Origin of the sequence: Cellulophaga sp. Hel_I_12 (assembly GCF_000799565.1) — a bacterium.
GTDB lineage: Bacteria > Bacteroidota > Bacteroidia > Flavobacteriales > Flavobacteriaceae > Cellulophaga.
The window spans coordinates 3,712,345-3,730,605 of the sequence record NZ_JUHB01000001.1; the positions used below are offsets into that span (position 1 = coordinate 3,712,345).

Sequence of the window (18,261 nt, forward strand, 5' to 3'; positions counted from 1 at the left end):
CAAGTTACAAGAAAGTCGAAGCGGACTACAACCCCTGAATTTACTACTGTCTCGGCTATTATTTTTATATATTGTTGTGTGTTCGTGCTTTATTTCAATTCTTGTCCTTTTATTAATCTTACGATATTCTCTTTCGTGTCTATATTTGGTTCAATTTCTTTTAAGTGTCTTATTTCTTTCTCAATTTCTGACGACCAATTTTCTAGTTTCCACTTATCCAAAACTTTGATTGCCATATTTCTATTTCTTGTTACTGGGCTTTTAAGAGCTGTCATAATAATCTTCTCTCCTTTTTTGGGATAATTCTCCAAAAAGGTAGTTGCATTCTCAAGACTGGCATGCTTATCGTAATTATCACCAAATCCATTCGAATCTTTTACTCCTGACGCTAACTCATCAATGGGTAAATGTCTAAGCGCAAAGTCTATAATTTTGTCCGAATGTACAGGAGAACTATAGTGTGTAACATCATACCAAGCTGAACTGTCAAGTGGATTTTCTTCCAGCTTTGCCCAAACAGTTTCCCATAAATCAATTCCTAATTTCTCAGATGCTTGCTTTGCATTCCAATAAATCACATTGTCCTTGCTTTTCAATCCTTCATATGCAACAACTTTCCATTCTTTGCTTTTTAAAATTCCAACAATTTCAATTATACAGTTTGAAATTATATCATGATTCCAACCGTTTTTCTTTTGCTCTCCAATATCGTTTTGTAACTCAGTAAGAAAGTCTTTAATTTTATGTAAAGCATTAAAGTCTGAAATGTCGGTCGTGTGTGTTTTTGAATGCCTTATGAAGTGGTGAATTACTTGTGCAGCAAAAGAATAAGTAGTAATATCTTCGGCAGGACTATGCTCCACGATAAGTGCTTCAATAATGTCAGAAGCTGATTTATAAAGTTTGTGTTCAATTTTTCCGCTTTCTATTTTTTTATGTAATTCACCATTGACTGCACAAGTGTAAGCCAAATATTCGTACATAATATTGTTTTTATAACCATCTGATATTAACCAATCTTTTATTGGCTCACTCGATTCTGGATTTGCTAATCTGTCGACCAATTGAATTTTCCCCCAACCATCTACTTTTCGAGCTAATTCCCAAAGGTCATTTTCAGCATTGTCAGATAAATTGGCAATTGCAATCGATGAATAAACGGTAAATTCATCGTGCAATCCTAGAATTTTTATATCGTTAAGAATAGATTTATTTTGACACAACCCCAAAATCGCAATCCCGAACTTTACAGCGTTTCTTTTATTAGTCTTCGTTGCTAAATCTTTTGCATAATTGAACAGATAAGGTTTAATAGATAATGCTTCATTTGCGACTGTCTGCAAAAACTCGTCAATAATTCCAATTACACCTTCATTTTCAGTAATTAATCTATAAAACTCTTGTTCGCTTATTTTGTCTCCATTTTTCGCAATTTTTTTTAAGTGCTTTGTAAGTTCAACAATTCTCTTTTTAGAATCACCTGAATCATCTGCCCCAAACATTGCATCCATAAGTCCAGGAGCAAACCTTATATTCTCATCCTCTTTTTTTTCATCAGGCAGGTCATTTGTTGTTTCTGCTAAATTGCCATTATTGTCTAAGCGAGAAGATAGAAATTTGAGAATAGAATTTTTTGTTCTCCATTCTCTAACCTCTATTGTCGGTTTTGAATCAAATATGTCTTGTAACCACTTTTTAATCATTGGCACTGTCTTTTTTGCATTACACACAACGTTTGGGCTATGATTAGTGCGGGGCAGAAATCCGACGGATTTCCAACTAAGCACTAAGCAAAAGCAGTTTTTTTTGTTTTAATTTTTAGCTTTCAAAGCAAAATCAAACTGATTTTGCGCACTTTATAAATATACTCAAAGCACTGAACTAAACACCAAAGCCCGCATTAATTATAGCCGTTGTTGGGCACAGGTTTTTTATTTGTTTAGTGCAAATTCAATTGATTGTTCGCAGAGCGCTTAAATAGCATGCTCGATAAATAAAACAGAAAAGCAAAAAATCCGCTTAATAAAAAAACTCCAGTCACACTTGGTGACCATGAAATTTCTGATGGTGGCCAAATAATTATTGCTATCATTGGTACCATCATTTGAACAACAGATGCAACTAATAAAGTTTTTGACATTCCTTTGGCCTTAAATCGAGAAATCAGAGCACCTACCAGACCTACCAAAAAAACTGCCCCAAACAAAAGATTGGCATCTTGGTTTTCACTGCCTATAATTCCCACAGCACCATTCACCCAAAATAGCAAAAAGGCACCCAAAAGTCCTATTACAAAAGCAATTTTATAGGTGGTTTTTTTTGATTTTATCGAGACAATTTCATAGGCGATTCCTATTCCGATCAATACAATTCCCATTATTAAGAAATCGGTCAAGTCCCAGTTTATTTCATCAGTAAATCTCATTGCAATAAACGGAATTAGTAAAGTGCAAATCACAAAGACAATCCAACCAACAAGTCTTTTAGTATCTAAAATCATATTCTAATTTAATGATTTTAACTCATTTTTCATAAACTTTCCATTTTCAGTTTACTTGTGCCCAACGTTTATGTATAAGAATAGTTGCGGGTTTGTATGCGAGGATTTTCCGAAGGAAAATCAGATGTTACAAACACGCAACGACCTTTGGCTAAGCACTAAACCGCAATTATTTTTATACGGTGTTGTGCTTTCGTACTTTATTCTCATATGTTCTTCTGGACCGAAACGGTCAAAAACAAAGTGCACTATTTTAATTCCATTAATTGACCATTCATAGTTGTCAAATCCATCATTCCCTTTCGATTTTCCAGTTGGATTTCCAAATGCTTTTTCAAAATGAGATTGGAAGTCATCGAATGATTTTATTTGGTCGCTATAATCTGTTCTAAAGAATTCTAACTCATTTAAAAATCCTTTTTTCCTCGGTTCAAAGTGAAATCCGATTAAGCATTGCAATCCGTTAAGTGATTCACAAGAGATTGAGTAATATCCAGCCGTCACATTTTTCAATTCCGTTTCCTTAAATAATTCAACGAGTTCTTTCTCGTTATATTCCAAGGAATAAATACATTCGGATTATCTATTTTAAAACCTTTTTCTATTTCCATTCTTGGTTTTCAGGTATGAAGCACAACGTTTAGTATAACCGCAGTTACGGGATTAAATTTAATGTTTTTCGGATAAGCACCGACGGTAGCAATTACGCGTGGATTTGGACGCAGTCGAATCCGCCGTAATTGCGGTTATACAGTGTTGCCAGTAGTTTTTATTTATAGATGTATTTTTCAAACTCCGATTTGTCTATTTTTTCCATTTCGCCATTTGATTTTTCGAGAAAGTATTCAAACGATTTTTTGTTATAGTCAAATTTCGACCAAGCAAAAGTCTTTTCGATACTGTCGTTTTGATAATAGTCAGTTTCTGATTTAGCGTTTAATAATCCGAACTCAATTACCTTCTTGAAATGTCCAATTCGAGGTTCTGGCTTCCACCAATAAGTGGCGAATTGGTCAGATTCATATTTATTTTTTTCCCAATCTTTTTCAATTGTTGGAATCCCGAAGTTTTTCCGTTCAGAGTTAAATTCAATTCCATAATTCTTTTTTAGTGGAATTATGTGTTTTGATCCTTCTTTTAACCCAACAAATAAGAGTATAGCAAGAAGTACAGCTCCAACGGCTCTTATAGATTTTGTAAAATCTGTTGGATTTTTTTTGTAATCTTTACGATAAGCGAAAAATATCACTAACGGAACAAACAAAAGTCCGATTATTATGTAGATACTATAGTTCATTTTAAATTACTGGCAACGGTTGGGCTATGGTTTCGTTGCGTGAAAATCCGCAAGGATTTTCCGTCGTAAACCGAAGATAGCAAATTTGCGAGGACTTTCTGCTAGGAAAGTCAGAAGCAATGAACTATAGCCGTTGTTACCTGCTTGCTTTTTAAATTTTAAAACCCAAAATTAACACCAAGGTTAATTGATGATGAATTATCTTCATTCTCACTAATTGATGTATATGAAAGCGCTAGGTCTAACTTTTCTTTTACTTTATATGCAAATAAAGGTCTAAAGTAAAACCCTCCAGTTTCCTCATCTATAAAACTACCATCACTATCACCAAACCCATTGGCATTTAGAGCATAACCAATATCCAATCCTATATAAAATAACTCTGAAAGCTTTACTCTGGATGCCATTGCAATAGGAATAAACACATCTGGAATTGAACTAAATAATCCACCTGAGCCATCAGCATTATTGCCTTCACCTAGAAATACAAGTGCACCCGTAGTTGCTCCTATATAAATATCATCTGATACACTCCACAAATATTGAAAATCAGCTTGAAGTGTATATGAGAAATATTCACTTGAATCTCCTAAAGTTGGACCAACACTAATACCTATTCTAAACCCTTCTTGTGCATTTATTGAAGAAATAAACAAGAAGGTCAATACGATAAAACTTAATTTTTTTTTCATAATAAGCTAGTTTTAGTTGTGTATATTAAAATTTGACTAGTTTTCTGTTTTTACTGCTTGCAGGTAACGGTTAGTATATGAAAAGTTGCGTGTAGATAGGCGCAATTTTTTCGATTTAGTACTGACTTTAAATATATGAAAAACCCAATGAATTAAGCACTTACCAGCAATTTTTTATATACATTGTTAGCCACTGGCTTTATTCCGTTCTGCTTTTCAATTCCGATATTTTTTGTCAGTTCGGATTGAGCGTTGGCAAGACATACTCTTTTGCAATTTTGGATGGTGTGTTGGCATTGAGCGAATTGCAAATGCGTATGGCTTTTAGCGTTGGCTAATTCTGCGTAGCATTCACTTTTTTCACAAATTGTTCCAAAATCATTATATCTGCACGATGTTCTTGGGGGAAACTCGACAAATATGCTTTAGGCACAACTAATTGCACATCATATTGTTTCATTTCTTCAAGTTGATTTTTAGAAATTCCTTGTTGTAATGTAAATAAATGTTTGGTCTTAATTCTGTCCGCTTCATTCAAAATCTGTCGCCAACGGTCTTTACAAGTCGTTTTAGATGCTAACAATATTAGCTTCCCATTGTCAAATTCCGGATTGTTATATGCCTCTATATTCGGAAAAAGAAAATCTGGTTTTTTATTATTCTCGGTGGTAACTTGAGTTTGAAAAATTAGTTCAGAAATGCGAAAGACTTCTTCCAAGTGATGCTCAAGAGATTTACCTGCCCGACTTTTACGTCTATTGAGGATAGTATTTGCGGAAATTACTAAATTCTCAACTGATGTAAATGGTTTTTTAATCAACTCTGAATAGCGGTCATTTTCCAATGTTTTGAATAAGTCATACTCTGCTTCAAGCCATTTAAGAATTTCTTTATCAGGATTTGATTTTATATAATTTGTAGTGATTCCATACGAGTTTAGATAGCAATTACGAGAATTTGATGCTATATCCAAAGTCGGTGGAAAGTCAACTTTAAGAGTTTTGATATATTTTAGAAAACACTCAACAAGACTATCTTCTGCGGTTTGCTCTAATTGTTTAGGAATTATTCCATTTGTTTCTGTGGAAGAAATATTTAGTGATGCAAAAAAATCTTCAATGTCCTCGTCACTACTTAACACAAAAGCCTCAAAGTAGGTTTTTGATTTCTTACAAAGCACTAATAAATCGCCAACATTGTCATCTGTTAAAAAAGGGAAATCTCTACCAAAACGTGTCAGACGATATTCATTACGTGTTCCTGTTCCATAATAGATAAATCTACTTGAAGTTTCAAAATCATCTTGCCATTTAATTGTTGCAAAAAGGTCTTTGTTGTTGCCTTTTTGTCCTTCTGTTTCAAAGAATAAAGGCCACGAATTTTTGTGCAAATGAAAACCAGCTTGATGACCACCAGTTGAGCCTGTGTCATTAGGTTTAATGAATTTACTAAATGCTATTTCAGACTGTTGCGCTGATTGGATTGCCTTTTCTACTATACTCATCTATTTTTGAAAGTTCTTTTACAATGTTTTTGGCAACTGCTTGAAATAAAGGTGATACAACGGAATTGCCAAATTGTTTGTATGCTTGATTATCTGATACTGGAATTATGAAACTATCAGGAAACCCTTGAAGTCTTGCGCATTCTCTTGGTGTCAATCTTCGTGGATTTTTACCTTTTTGAGGTATTAAGATTTCTGCGCCATCTTTGTAATAACGGGCGCTCATTGTCCTAGATATTCCATTGAGGTCAGTTAAACCAAATCCAAATCCGTTTCCTTTTGCTTTGTGTTTTTTCTTATATTCTTGAAGGTAATTCCAAAGTTTATCTGAAAGTGTATATTTTGGGTCCACTTTAGGTTCAAGAATGTCTTTGATTGCGTAAGTCTCGTTTGTTGGTTCTGGAAATTTAAAGGTTTCTTTGCCTTTAAACACAGATTTTTTAAAACCTACAATTACAATTCTTTCTCGATGTTGAGGAACGTAATTTTGACCGTCTAAAATTTTATAGTGAAGATTGTAACCTAATTCACTTAAGGTTTCTGTTATGACCTTAAACGTTTTTTTCTTATCGTGCGAAACAAGATTTTTGACATTTTCCAACATAAAAACCGAAGGTTTTTTATATTCTAAAATTCTTGCAATGTCAAAAAATAATGTTCCTTGGGTTTTGTCTAAAAAACCGTGCGCTCTACCTAAAGCATTTTTTTTGGAAACCCCTGCAATTGAAAAGGGTTGGCAGGGAAAACCACCAAGTAAAATATCGTGGTCTGGAATGTCTTTTTCGGAAATTTCTGTGATGTCGCCAAATGGAACTTCTCCAAAATTAGCTTCGTAAGTTTTTTTTGAATAAGCATCCCATTCACTTGTAAAAACGCACTTTCCACCATTGTTTTGATAAGCCATTCTCAATCCGCCAATTCCTGCGAAAAGGTCAATAAACTTAAATTTTGGTTCCGTTTGTGGTGGAAAAGGGATATCCCATTTTATTGGCAAGTAATATTGAAAATCAGGTTCTTCAACTATGTTTAATTTTTGGTGTAGTTCGGTTAGATATTCTTTTGCAGTTGGCTGAAAATATTGGGAAACACCATTTTTGTGATTTTGAAAATAATGTGTTAAATGGGCTAAATCGTTGTCGGTTTTTTTGTCAACAACAATTTGAAGTTTGTCCTTTATTTTTGAATATCGTTTGTCCATAGTTATCTGTAAAGAACGTAAAAATTAGGCAAAATTTCCAGGTTTCTGTTTCAAATTCTTAACAATCTTGTCAACGTGATTTTGAGCGCAAAAGCGAAAACAGCTCTTTTATTTTTTTGAGCGTGGGCTTTGAGCGTTGGGAAAAAATAAATGTGCTGTTTGTGTGGTGGCTTTTCCGATAAATTTTGTCTGAAGTTCGGATTTTTTTTCAGCTTGTGGCTAACGGTCAAGTATAAGCGTAGTGCGGGATTAGAAGCACTTCACTTTCGGTTTAACCTTATGTTTATTAATATTCAATTTGTTTAAATTTAGCACTTTAGCCCGCATTACGCTTATACAATGTTGTATGCCGTATTTTTTCATTCTTTCTCCATTTGTGAACTTATAAAAGGTATTCTCGGAGCTAAAAAATAGCCTGTCAAACTTGCAAATAAGATTGGGATAAAATGTCTAAACCCTGTCAATGTTGCAAGTAAAATGGTTGTACTCATTGGTGTTCGGGTTACGCAAGCGTTAATTGCTGCCATACAGCTAACTATCGCTAATGTCAAATTTATTGTCGGAAATAGTTGATGGATAATTAGTCCTAACGTAGCTCCTACGAAAAACAGCGGAATAATAAATCCACCTCTCCAACCTGATGTTACTGTTATTGAGATGGCTATAATTTTAAAAATCAAAATAGCAAACAATAAAGTCAATGGAAAATTCCCTGAAAGTAGTTCGTTAATTTCGTGATGTCCAAAATATCGGGTTAATGGAAAGTAAAATGCTATGATGCCAAGTAGAATTCCACCAATTAGCGTTTTGATGTAAATTGGTATGGGTTTTTTCTCGAAAATTGATTTGAAAAATTTGGTGCAAAAAATAAAAGCCCAACCAAAGGCTGCTCCGATTATTGCAAAGAGAACTGCATAGCCAAAATCAAAAATCCCTGAATATTCATAAGCAGATAAATCCCAAATAGGACCAAGTCCCAAATGAATGATTAAGGCGAAAACTAAATAGCTAAAGCAACTTGCAACAAACGCAGGAATAATTGCTTTGTAATACTCAACTGCGTGTTTGTGATGAAGAATTTCTAATGAAAAGAGGCTGCCGCCCAATGGGGCACCAAATAAAGCTGTAAATCCTGAAGCCATTCCTGCGATACTTAACGACCTTAATTCTTCTCCTTTTAGTCGAAACAATTTTCCTATCCAAGTTCCTGTTGAGCCTGTTACTTGAACCAATGGCGCTTCGGGTCCGAGACTTCCACCTGACGCAACGCATAGCAATGAAGAGAGAACCATTGAAGGATTGTTTTTAGGGTCAAGTTTTCCTTTATTAAATCGGATATTGTTTACAATCAAATGTATTTCGCCTGGGTCTCCAATGAAATGAATTATCAAACCTGCTAAAAGTCCGCAAATCGCCATTACAGGTATTACTTCCCAACCACTAAAAAAAGCTAATTGATGAGTTAGAAACTCAAGTCCAATCCAATAAGCTCCTGCAATTACTCCACCTATCAATCCAAGTAAAGCCCATAACAAAAAAGTCCGACTGAAAACGAAAGGATTAAATCGGACAGGTTGGTCTAAAATATTTAAATATGTTACTAGTTTTCTTCTTCGTTTTAATTTCACTGTTTCGTTTCTGTTTTATATGGCATACAACGGCTCGTATATGAAAAGTAGCGCTGAAAATATGCGTTAACTTTTCGGATTATACCCAAGCCAAATTTTTAAATTAACTAATTATTTTATCTTTGGGAATTTGTCAAATTTAAAAATTTGGCGACTTTCCAAAAATGCACAAACCATCGTTTTAGCAATGAATTGCGCTATTTTTTATATACATTGTTATACCACGTTATTTCTTGCTATGTCAGCAGTAATTGATTCAGTTATTTTGTCAACAGTTTCGACATTTGCGAGACCAGAATTTTCCTCAAAAGTAATTCTTGCTTTACCCGTTTGTTGGCTAATCGCAACATCTGTATATGGAATATAACTTTTAACTATTCCAATTAACGCTGCCTTATTCATCACTTTAGTTCCTTGAATAAAACTTGCCTCTGGTTTTATAATTACTGGACCACCACTATTACCTGGGAAAACTAAAGAGTCTACTGTGAATGAATTATTTCTATTTTCGAAAACATCTCGAATCCTTGCAATTATCCCTCCTCTTACTATAACGTGTTGACGGTCAGAAGGCATCATTCCCATTGGATAACCAAGAACATAAATAAAATCTCCTTCACTTACTCCTTCATCAATCATATTTTGTTTTGTAAGTATATCAGATTGTGATTTGAAATATGAAAATTTCATACCAGCATCAATTAGCATTTGCGCATTTAGTCCAATAACGGCAACATCAACTTGAGGGTTTTGATGCCCTGTCCAAACATATGTTCCATCTGCTTTTTTTAATGCAAGAGGGAAATCAGTAGCAGCTTGTCCATTTTGAGGATTGAATCTTAATATGATGTTTTCTTGATTATTTAAAACGTGTTTATTTGTGACAAGATGTATTTTATAATCAGATTTTGTAGGGTCATCAGCATTAACATTTTGAAATGTTCCATATATAAAACCAGTTCCAATCCATTGCTTTCGAATTGCTGCATCAGTTCCAGTTTGTTTTCCAATTGCAATTACAGTATCTATAAAAAAAGGTGGTATTAATGCCATAGTTTTCTTCTAATGTGGTATAACGGTTTAGCTATGCGTAGTGCGGAGGCAAGGAAACCATTTCGTTTCCGTCTGAGTACGAAGCTAAAGCTTATTGTTTTGATTTGTTTTTTTCTATTCTAAAGCTAAATCCATAAGATTTAGCGACTTTATAAGTATACACAGACCTTTTATTTAGCCCTAAAGTCCGCATTGCGTATAGGTTTTGTTGGCAAACGGAGTTTCCCTTCAGATTGGCACGTAACTATTTCAATCCAAAACTCCCTTATTCTTTTCATTTGGTTCTAGTAAATCCCACATATTACCATACAAGTCCACAAAAACTGCAACCATTCCATAGTCCATTTGTTCCGGTGGTCTTATAAATTTTATTTCTTTATCTACCATTTTGTTATAATCTCTCCAAAAATCATCTGTAAATAGAAATAGAAAAACTCGACCACCTGATTGGTTACCAATGCTCGCAGTTTGTTGTCCATTTGTAGCTTTTGAAAGCAATAAACAACATTCTTTTGCTCCATTAGGGGCAACCATAACCCACCGTTTTTCCTCCGTCAGTTTGGTGTCCTCAATTAGTTCGAAGTCCAATTTTTTGGTGTAAAATTCGATAGCTTCATCATATTCCTTTACAACTAATGCAATATGTGCAATCCTTTGTTTCAATCGTGAGTTTTTAGTCCATTTGTAATTTTTTCCACTATGTTTGCCAACGTTCAAGCTATGAGTAGTGCGGAGGCAAGGAATCCTTTTTTTTGCGTCTGCGCACGTAGCCAAAGCATTTTGTTTGCGTTTTATTTTTTATGCTTTAAATGCCAAATCAAACTGATTTGGCGACCTTAAAAATATACACAAACCATTGAAATTAGCACTAAAATCCGCATTACTTATAGGTATTGTTGTAAGTAGTCTTTCCTTATTTGTATTTCTTCAAATCTTTCCTTTGGCACATCTTTAATATCAAGTTCTTTAAAATACTTTTCAATTAGGGTTTGAGTTTCAATTGCCTTTCTTGGTTGATTAGAAATGATATAAAAGTCAAATATTTTTGCTGCGTGTATCCATCTTTCTTCTTTAAACAAGTAGTCAGCTGCACTTTCCCAATCAGATATTTTATTTAGTATTGGAACACCAATATTCAAAATGTTTTTGGTCAGGTCAGTCATTAGTTTAACATTGTCAAATTTTGTCAAATCATAATGTCCACCATCCCAAAATTTTGAATTCCAAGTCTTAATATCATTATCATACCAAGAATCTACAAATTCATTCATTGGTTTAAAACCATAAGTCTTTTCGTGCCATTTCACATAAAAATTAGATTTTACCGATAATATTATCCAAAATGAAACCACAGTATTACCAAAATTCCAGCGATTTTTTGAAAAGTGAATTTCTTGAGTAAATTCCCCTATTTTTCGCTTAAAAGTCAATTCCGATTTCAAAAGTTTAAATCCAAGTTTGGTCATTTCAGGCTCAACGAATTCTTCGATTAATTTCCGAATTCTGTCTCTTGGTGAAAGTTCAGTGTATTTGAATTTTTTTCTTTTGAACATTAGTTATTCAAGATTACTTACAACGAGTTTTTATAAGATTTGTGCGACTGGAAAATCGGAGATTTTTCGGTGGTAGCAAATCGATTGTTGAATGTTTGTCGGTTCGTTATTTAGTTTAAAAGTAAGCATAAATTTTATGAGGTGTTGTACCACGTTTTTATTTTTTAATCAATTCCTTTATCGTTAGAATATCAGTCAGTTTATTAATTCCTGTGTTTGATATAAAACGAAAACTTAATTCTATAAATACAAATCTTACAAATACAATTCCCATAATCATTGGAATAATTATTTCGAGTGATTTTTCAATTCCGTTAGTAAAAAGAATAATTCCAAATCCGATAATTGGCAATAGCATTAAAATCGAAAACATCACTTTAAATGCTTTATGAATTCGAACTTCTATTTCTCCAGTTTTTCCCTCAAATTTTCCAATCAAAACACATACTGCTCCACGACCTATTTCAGACGATATTATTTTGAATCCGTTATCATTTATTTGTCCACGAAATGCTTTATCTGTCCAGTCAGAAGTTAGTGATTCAGTAATATCAGTATTTGATTTTAAGTTTTGCATTGAGATTGAATAATCACTTCTCAATTCTGCTTTAAAATATTTATTTGGGAACAATTTCATTTAGTTCGTGTTGATTTTTTCAAATGTGGTACAACGGTCTCGTATAACCGTCAGTTACGGGTTAAAATTAAACAATCTTTCGGCAGAGACCGACGGAAGCAATTCCGCGTGGATTCGGACGTAGTCGAATCCGCCGTAATTGCGGTTATACATTGTTGTAAGTAGTTTTTTTTCTTTCCGCTACTAATTCGGTCAATTTGTTAAGTTTATCTTGGTCAATTTTTTTCCAATCAGCTTTTTTAAATTCCAACGTATTGAACTTTTTTAAACTCCGGTACATTGGTAAAATCACAGACTCAAAATCTCCAGTCAGTTTATAAATCAGATTTCGGTTTTCTGTTATTCCTCCACTTTTTGAAATATTCAGCTCAATTTCTTTTCCGTGTTGCTTTAGTTCAAAGACATAAAATTCAGGTTCCAAATTCCAGCATATTTCCGTTTCGATTGCGTTTATTGCTAAAATCAGAGATTCGCAAAGTTTGTCAGTCGGATTTTCAGGAATATTTGACGCATTAAATTCCAATTCAAAATCCGTTGACTTTAATTCAATTGGAAGCCATCCACTTTTCGGATTCCCTAAATTCAGTTCTATTTTCGTTTTTTTGGTCAAATTACTTACAACGTCTCGGCTATGGCAAGTAGGGCAGGCAAGGAAACTTTTCGTTTCCGTCTGGTCTGCGAGCCAGAGCTTTTTGTTTTGTAATTATTTTATTTTTTTAATTGCCAAATCCAAAAGATTTGGCGGACTTAATAAATATGTCCAAGCCTTTAAATATATCGCTTTACGCCCTATTTGCTATAGGCATTGTTAGCAACTGGCTTTTATTTTTTCCTCAATTTTTTGATTTCCAACTCCAAGTCCATTTGCGCTTGCTTTTTGATTTGAGAATCGGATTTTTCAAAGTCCAGAAAATCGTGGATTGGGTTTTCAAAACTTCTTGTCAGTCCGCACTCGTTAACTTTCAGTACTCCGTTCGAATCCGTGTGTCCGTAGAAAATCCATTTTCCAAGTCCATTAATTATCGGACCGCATTGTTGGTCATAAGTCCCTTCGAAAATAAGTCCGTTTTCCGTTCCCTTAAATGATTCCATCACTTTTATTCGATAACTTTTCTTTTCGGGATTAAACTCCAAAACTTCGCCGATGAAAATGTACTCCGATTGTTCAAATTCCCCAAACTGAAATATTTCGAGATTTTTATACACTGGGCAGGAACAGGCAAATAATCCAAACCCCACCAAAAATGCTAGAATAGTCAGTATGTAAGTCTTCTTTTCCATTTTTCAGCTTGTTGCTAACGTCTCGGCTATGAGTAGTTGCGTGGGTTCGCACTTAACTTTGCAAGTACACACCAAGTTGGAAATTCCGCAGGAATTTCCAAAGTAGGCGAGAACAAGCAATTACTTATAGCCATTGTTGTGTGGCGTTTTTTTCTATTTTTCTTAAAATTAATTTTTTCATACAGCCAAATCATCAGCTCTGATTTTTTTAGAATCGTTATCTTTTTGTTGCAACAAAGCAAATCCAAAAGTTAGAACTCCAACTCGACCAATAAACATTAAAATAATTATCAATGTTTTCCCAATATTAGATAAATCTCCTGTAATTCCTGTGCTTAATCCAACAGTTCCTAAAGCGGATGCTACTTCAAATAATATGCTTTCAAAAGAAAAGTTTTCAAAGTAAGAAAGTAAAAATGAAAACAAGAAAATTAAACTCGTGTAAAGCATAAAAGTAGATGTCGCAACATATATTCTCTCAAATGGAATGAGTCGGTTTAAAAATGTGATTTTTTTCTGACCAAACAATCGGCTTTTCAATATCGATAGCATTGCCGTTAATGTCGTTATTTTCATTCCTCCTGCTGTTCCCGAAGGCGAAGCTCCGATATACATAAGAAAGGTTACAAGCAGCAATATTGGCAAGGATAATTCACCTATAGGTATAGTGTTAAAACCAACTGTTGTCATAGCTGACATTGCTTGAAAGAAAGAGGTCATTAGTGAACTATTTGAGCTGAGAATAGATGATGACTCTGTTGTGTAAATGAGTAAAGTACCTAAAAAAAGCAAAAACAAAAAGCCATAAACAATGATTTTAGTTGTAAACGAAATTTCTTTTGATTTACCCCTAATTCGATACCACAAATCTGTAATTACAATAAAACCCAAAGAACCAGAAATTGCTAATACAGAAATAATTGTATTTATAAAAGTATTGTCTTGATAGCTTTCGAAACCATCATTAAACAATCCAAATCCAGCTGTACAAAACGATGAAATACTATGAAAAATTGAAAACCAAATTGCTTTTAAACTTCCCATTCCAGAATTGGTAAAGGCAAAGTAGAAAAGTATAGCTCCAATAGTTTCCATTATTAGAGTAAAAACAATAACGCTTTTGATGAAATCTTTTATCTGAATTGTATTGGGTAAAGTAAATTCCGCACCTATTAATTTACTATGCCAATGCGTTATTTTTTTTGTGGTAAATATTAAATAGTATGTCGTTAGCGTCATATATCCAATTCCGCCAATTTGTATTAATGCCATAATAACAAACTGACCGAAAAAATTATAGGAATCGAAAACGCTTATAGTTACAAGTCCAGTAGTAGAAATTGCAGAAGTCGAAATAAACAAATTATCTAAAAAGTATATATCGGTTTTGTGAAATAAAGGAATAGACAGTAAAATAAATCCAATGAGCGTATACAAAAAGAATCCCCAAACTAAATTCATTTGAGGTGATTTACTAATTTGGAATTTTCGGTACCAATTAGATATTTTCTTGTATGTTTTATTTTCCATTTCTTGTATTCAGGTTTTTGTTTGTAAATGACACACAACGGTCTAGTATATGAAACGTAGCGTATAAATAAACACTAACTTTTCGGATTATACACGAGCCAAATTTTTATTTTTTCTATTTATCTTTAATTTTTTAAATATACAAAAATAAAAATTTGGTGGACTTAATAGAGAAGCAAAAACCTCTCGGAAAGCTTGTAATAGTTATGTTTTATATACATTGTTGTGCATAGTGCTTTTCACGTTTTGCTTGGTTTTCCGATGTTTGTTATTTAGTTCTAAATTGAGCGTTGGCAAGACATATTCTTTTACAGTTTTGGTGGTGCGATGGCTTGAGCGACTGTAAATGTGTATGGCTTTCAGCGTTGGCAATTCCGATTACTTACTTAATTTCAAAATCCGAAATGCACCTTGTATTACCACTATAAAAACGATTGTTCCGATAATCAAATCAGGTTTGTTGGAATTTAGCCAATTCACTAAAATTCCTGAGATTATTACTCCCAAATTGATAATCACGTCATTGGAAGTAAAAATCATACTCGCTTTCATATGTGCCTCTTCTTTGCTCTTTGACTTTTGCAAAATGTAAAGACAAATTCCGTTTGCGATAAGTGCTAAAATCGAAACGATAATCATCGTTGAAAAATCGGGAAGTTTCTCGGCTCCAAAAAATCTTCTCAACACTTCCACAAATCCGATAATCGCAAGTGTTATCTGAAAATAGCCTGCAATTTTTGCAATCCGTTTTTTCTTAATCAACGTTCCGCCAACCGCAAACAAGCTAATTCCGTAAACAAAACTGTCGGCAAGCATATCCAAACTATCGGCAACCAATCCCATTGATTTCGAGATGAGCCCTGTGGTCATTTCGATAATGAAGAAGACAAAATTTATCGCCAGTACAATCCAAAGTAGCTTTTTTTGGTTGGTGTTTTCTACAAAATCTTTTTTGTTGGTTTCTTCGGTCGAGATTTTCTTTCCGCCTAATTTTAATTCGATAATTGACTTTTCAATTTGGTCGTTATGACCATCGTGAAAAACGGTCAATTTTCGGTTGGGAATGTCAAAATCGAGATTTTTGATTTCTTGGATTCCATCCAATTTCATTCGTATAAGATTTTCCTCGGAAGGACAATCCATCTTACTGATTTCAAATATCGTTTTGTTCATTTTAGTCGTCATCTTCGTTTCCAAAAGGTTTGATTATTACTCCAACGCTAAATATAAAACCGTCTGTTGGTGCATAAATTTCGGAAAATTCTGGATTGTCGTGTGGTGGCAAAACCAATGACGAAAACCTGCTTTGTCTTCTGTCCGTAAAGTTTTCAAAATTCACAAACGTTGTTCCCCATTTAAAATTTCGCATTGCCACAAAACCCATTGTTATGAAGTCGGTTGTTTCTGTTCCATTAGACAAAAATTGTTTTCCTGTGTAAAACGTTTCGTAACCGATTCGCCATTTTTCAGATTCGTACATCAAAACACTTCCTGCGTTATGTTTTGCAGTTAGCGGTTTTTGTGGATTTCCAGCCAAATAATTCAATTTTGTGTCAATGAGTGCATAATTCAAGAACCAACGAAAATCTTTATAGGTAAACTTGATGTTTGTTTCAGCACCTTTGCTCAAAATTTCATCTGTTGCATTCTCAAATTGGAAAAATCCATTATCAGTTGAATTTAACAGTAATGCATCATTAATCGCAGTTACATAAAACAGTTGATTAATAGAAAAACCAACGGTTTCAAATAAACGTGTTTGATAGTTGAAATCAAGATTTACACCGTAAGAACGTTCCGCATTTAGTGAAGATTTATCAATACCAAGTACATTTTCAAAATTGATAAATTCCGCCTCTTCTGTAAAAATATCTGGAATTTTGTAACCTAATCCACCACCAATTCTGCTCGAAAATCCACTATCGTTTTTGTATAGCAATGAAACTCGTGGAAGCGGAAAAAAGCCAAAATCAGTATTGTAATCTGCTCGCAATCCTGTTTCCAAAATCCAATTATCCGAAATGTCATAAATGTTATTTGCAAATGCTCCATAAGTTATATCTGTTTGGTCGCGTTGCAAAGTTGCATTATCATTTTCATCAAAATCAGAAGTATATAGGTTTGCTCCAAAAATCCAATCTGTTTTATTGGCTGACTTTTGATAGTTTATTTCCGTGAATGTATTGGTTTGTTTACCGTCAAATGTAAAATCGGGAATGGTCAGTTCTCTGTCGAAGAACGAGATACTATTTTTGATAGTTAATGAACTGACGGAATCTATTTGAGTTTCGTAAACCGCTTGACTGCTCAATCTTTTCGATACGTTTTCTTCGGTATATTGATGGATGCCATTTTCGCCACTTTCAATTTTTGTGATGTCGCCACCAATTCTGTCGTCATACGTTCCGTTTAAGCCAAACCAAAATGTTGTTTTTTCCGATGGATAATAAAAGAACTTTGGGTTGAATGAAATCGAAGTTGTTTTTGGTAAGTTACTAAAGTCATCATCTTCTGGGTCATACGCTTTTTGATAATGACCTGAACCATAAAGTGAAACACCAAATTTTTCATTCCGTTTGCTGTAAAATACATTTGCTGTACTTCCCAGAGCTTGGGTTTGTGTCAACATAATATCCAAAGCAGGTTCTTCGTCTGGTGTTTTGGAAACCATATTTATCAAACCTGCAATTGCACCACCACCATAAAGCGTTGATGAACTTCCTTTTATTATTTCAAATTGTTTTAAGTCTAATGGCGGAATTTGTAAAATACTCAAACCGCTGGAAAAACCGCCATAAAGTGGAAATCCATCTCTCAAAAGTTGTGTATAGCGTCCATCGAGACCTTGAATTCTAATGTTGGTATTTCCGCTACTTAACGAAGTTTGTTGCATCTGTATGCCTGTACTTTCTCGAAGTACCATTGAAATATTTGTCGGGTTCATTACTGCTTTTTCGCCTAATTCCTCCGCTCCGATAAATTCTATTCTCGTCGGTATTTTTCTAACAGTTCTTGTACTTCTTGAAGATTGTATGACTACTTCGTCAAGTTCATTTCCTCCCGATTCGAGCTTGAAATCGAACGCTGTTTTTGTTCCAACATCAATAGTAGTTTCTATGGTTTCAAAGCCTATGTAAGAAATTTTTATAATAAGGTTTCCGTTTGGGATTTCTGTGAACCTTGCAATTCCGTCAAAATCGGTTACTGCTCCTTTCTCTAATTCTTCAAAATAGACGGTCGCTCCCAATAGTGGTTCGTTAGTTTCTGCATCTCTAACAGAAATGGAAATATCACTCGTCTGTGCGAAAGATATAATTGATACGAATAAAAATAATGTGTTTAAAAATATGTTTTTCATCTGCTTATTCTGGTTTAAAAGAATAATGCA

The 18,261-nt window shown here is 33.9% G+C and carries 17 protein-coding genes; all 17 read right to left on the reverse strand.

Annotated elements, in window-relative coordinates; translation table 11 throughout:
• Positions 1-89 precede the first annotated feature (89 nt).
• Positions 90-1,703 carry a hypothetical protein gene (locus GQ45_RS16115; RefSeq protein ID WP_047419556.1) on the reverse strand — a complete coding sequence of 538 codons (1,614 nt, stop codon included), beginning with the start codon at positions 1,701-1,703 and terminating at the stop codon, positions 90-92.
• Between the two features lie 236 nt (positions 1,704-1,939).
• On the reverse strand, positions 1,940-2,500 hold the full coding sequence (locus GQ45_RS16120; protein ID WP_156125455.1) for a hypothetical protein: 561 nt from the start codon (positions 2,498-2,500) through the stop codon (positions 1,940-1,942).
• A 120-nt stretch (positions 2,501-2,620) separates the two neighbouring features.
• Positions 2,621-3,061, reverse strand: a complete 441-nt coding sequence (locus tag GQ45_RS16125) for a hypothetical protein (protein WP_047419560.1) — start codon at positions 3,059-3,061, stop codon at positions 2,621-2,623.
• A gap of 208 nt (positions 3,062-3,269) precedes the next feature.
• Positions 3,270-3,797 carry a hypothetical protein gene (locus GQ45_RS16130; RefSeq protein ID WP_047419569.1) on the reverse strand — a complete coding sequence of 176 codons (528 nt, stop codon included), beginning with the start codon at positions 3,795-3,797 and terminating at the stop codon, positions 3,270-3,272.
• 158 nt (positions 3,798-3,955) lie between these two features.
• Positions 3,956-4,489 carry a hypothetical protein gene (locus GQ45_RS16135; RefSeq protein WP_047419570.1) on the reverse strand — a complete coding sequence of 178 codons (534 nt, stop codon included), beginning with the start codon at positions 4,487-4,489 and terminating at the stop codon, positions 3,956-3,958.
• Between the two features lie 334 nt (positions 4,490-4,823).
• Positions 4,824-5,993 carry a type II restriction endonuclease gene (locus tag GQ45_RS16140; protein ID WP_047419571.1) on the reverse strand — a complete coding sequence of 390 codons (1,170 nt, stop codon included), beginning with the start codon at positions 5,991-5,993 and terminating at the stop codon, positions 4,824-4,826.
• Complete coding sequence (gene dcm / locus GQ45_RS16145) at positions 5,950-7,191, reverse strand: DNA (cytosine-5-)-methyltransferase (RefSeq protein WP_047419572.1); 1,242 nt, start codon at positions 7,189-7,191, stop codon at positions 5,950-5,952. The genes GQ45_RS16140 and dcm overlap by 44 nt, the downstream gene beginning before the upstream one ends.
• A gap of 359 nt (positions 7,192-7,550) precedes the next feature.
• A complete protein-coding gene (locus GQ45_RS16150) occupies positions 7,551-8,819 on the reverse strand; it encodes a chloride channel protein (RefSeq protein ID WP_047419574.1) in 1,269 nt (422 codons plus the stop codon).
• Between the two features lie 216 nt (positions 8,820-9,035).
• A complete protein-coding gene (locus GQ45_RS16155; protein ID WP_047419575.1) occupies positions 9,036-9,872 on the reverse strand; it encodes a serine protease in 837 nt (278 codons plus the stop codon).
• Between the two features lie 249 nt (positions 9,873-10,121).
• Positions 10,122-10,535, reverse strand: coding sequence for a VOC family protein (locus GQ45_RS16160; protein ID WP_047420561.1), 414 nt, complete (start codon positions 10,533-10,535; stop codon positions 10,122-10,124).
• A gap of 221 nt (positions 10,536-10,756) precedes the next feature.
• Positions 10,757-11,425 (reverse strand): DUF4304 domain-containing protein, encoded by a 669-nt coding sequence (locus GQ45_RS16165; RefSeq protein ID WP_047419576.1) that lies wholly within the window; start codon positions 11,423-11,425, stop codon positions 10,757-10,759.
• Positions 11,426-11,582: 157 nt separating this feature from the next.
• Positions 11,583-12,062: a hypothetical protein gene (locus GQ45_RS16170; RefSeq protein WP_047419577.1), complete on the reverse strand. Its 480-nt coding sequence runs from the start codon at positions 12,060-12,062 to the stop codon at positions 11,583-11,585.
• Between the two features lie 145 nt (positions 12,063-12,207).
• Positions 12,208-12,672: a hypothetical protein gene (locus GQ45_RS16175; protein ID WP_047419583.1), complete on the reverse strand. Its 465-nt coding sequence runs from the start codon at positions 12,670-12,672 to the stop codon at positions 12,208-12,210.
• A 212-nt stretch (positions 12,673-12,884) separates the two neighbouring features.
• A complete protein-coding gene (locus tag GQ45_RS16180; RefSeq protein ID WP_047419584.1) occupies positions 12,885-13,343 on the reverse strand; it encodes a hypothetical protein in 459 nt (152 codons plus the stop codon).
• A gap of 177 nt (positions 13,344-13,520) precedes the next feature.
• Positions 13,521-14,873, reverse strand: coding sequence for a TrkH family potassium uptake protein (locus GQ45_RS16185; protein WP_047419585.1), 1,353 nt, complete (start codon positions 14,871-14,873; stop codon positions 13,521-13,523).
• A gap of 378 nt (positions 14,874-15,251) precedes the next feature.
• Positions 15,252-16,046: a cation transporter gene (locus tag GQ45_RS16190; protein WP_047419588.1), complete on the reverse strand. Its 795-nt coding sequence runs from the start codon at positions 16,044-16,046 to the stop codon at positions 15,252-15,254.
• 1 nt (position 16,047) lies between these two features.
• Entirely contained in the window at positions 16,048-18,231 is a 2,184-nt protein-coding gene (locus GQ45_RS16195; protein WP_047419590.1) for a TonB-dependent receptor, read from the reverse strand.
• Positions 18,232-18,261: the final 30 nt, after the last annotated feature.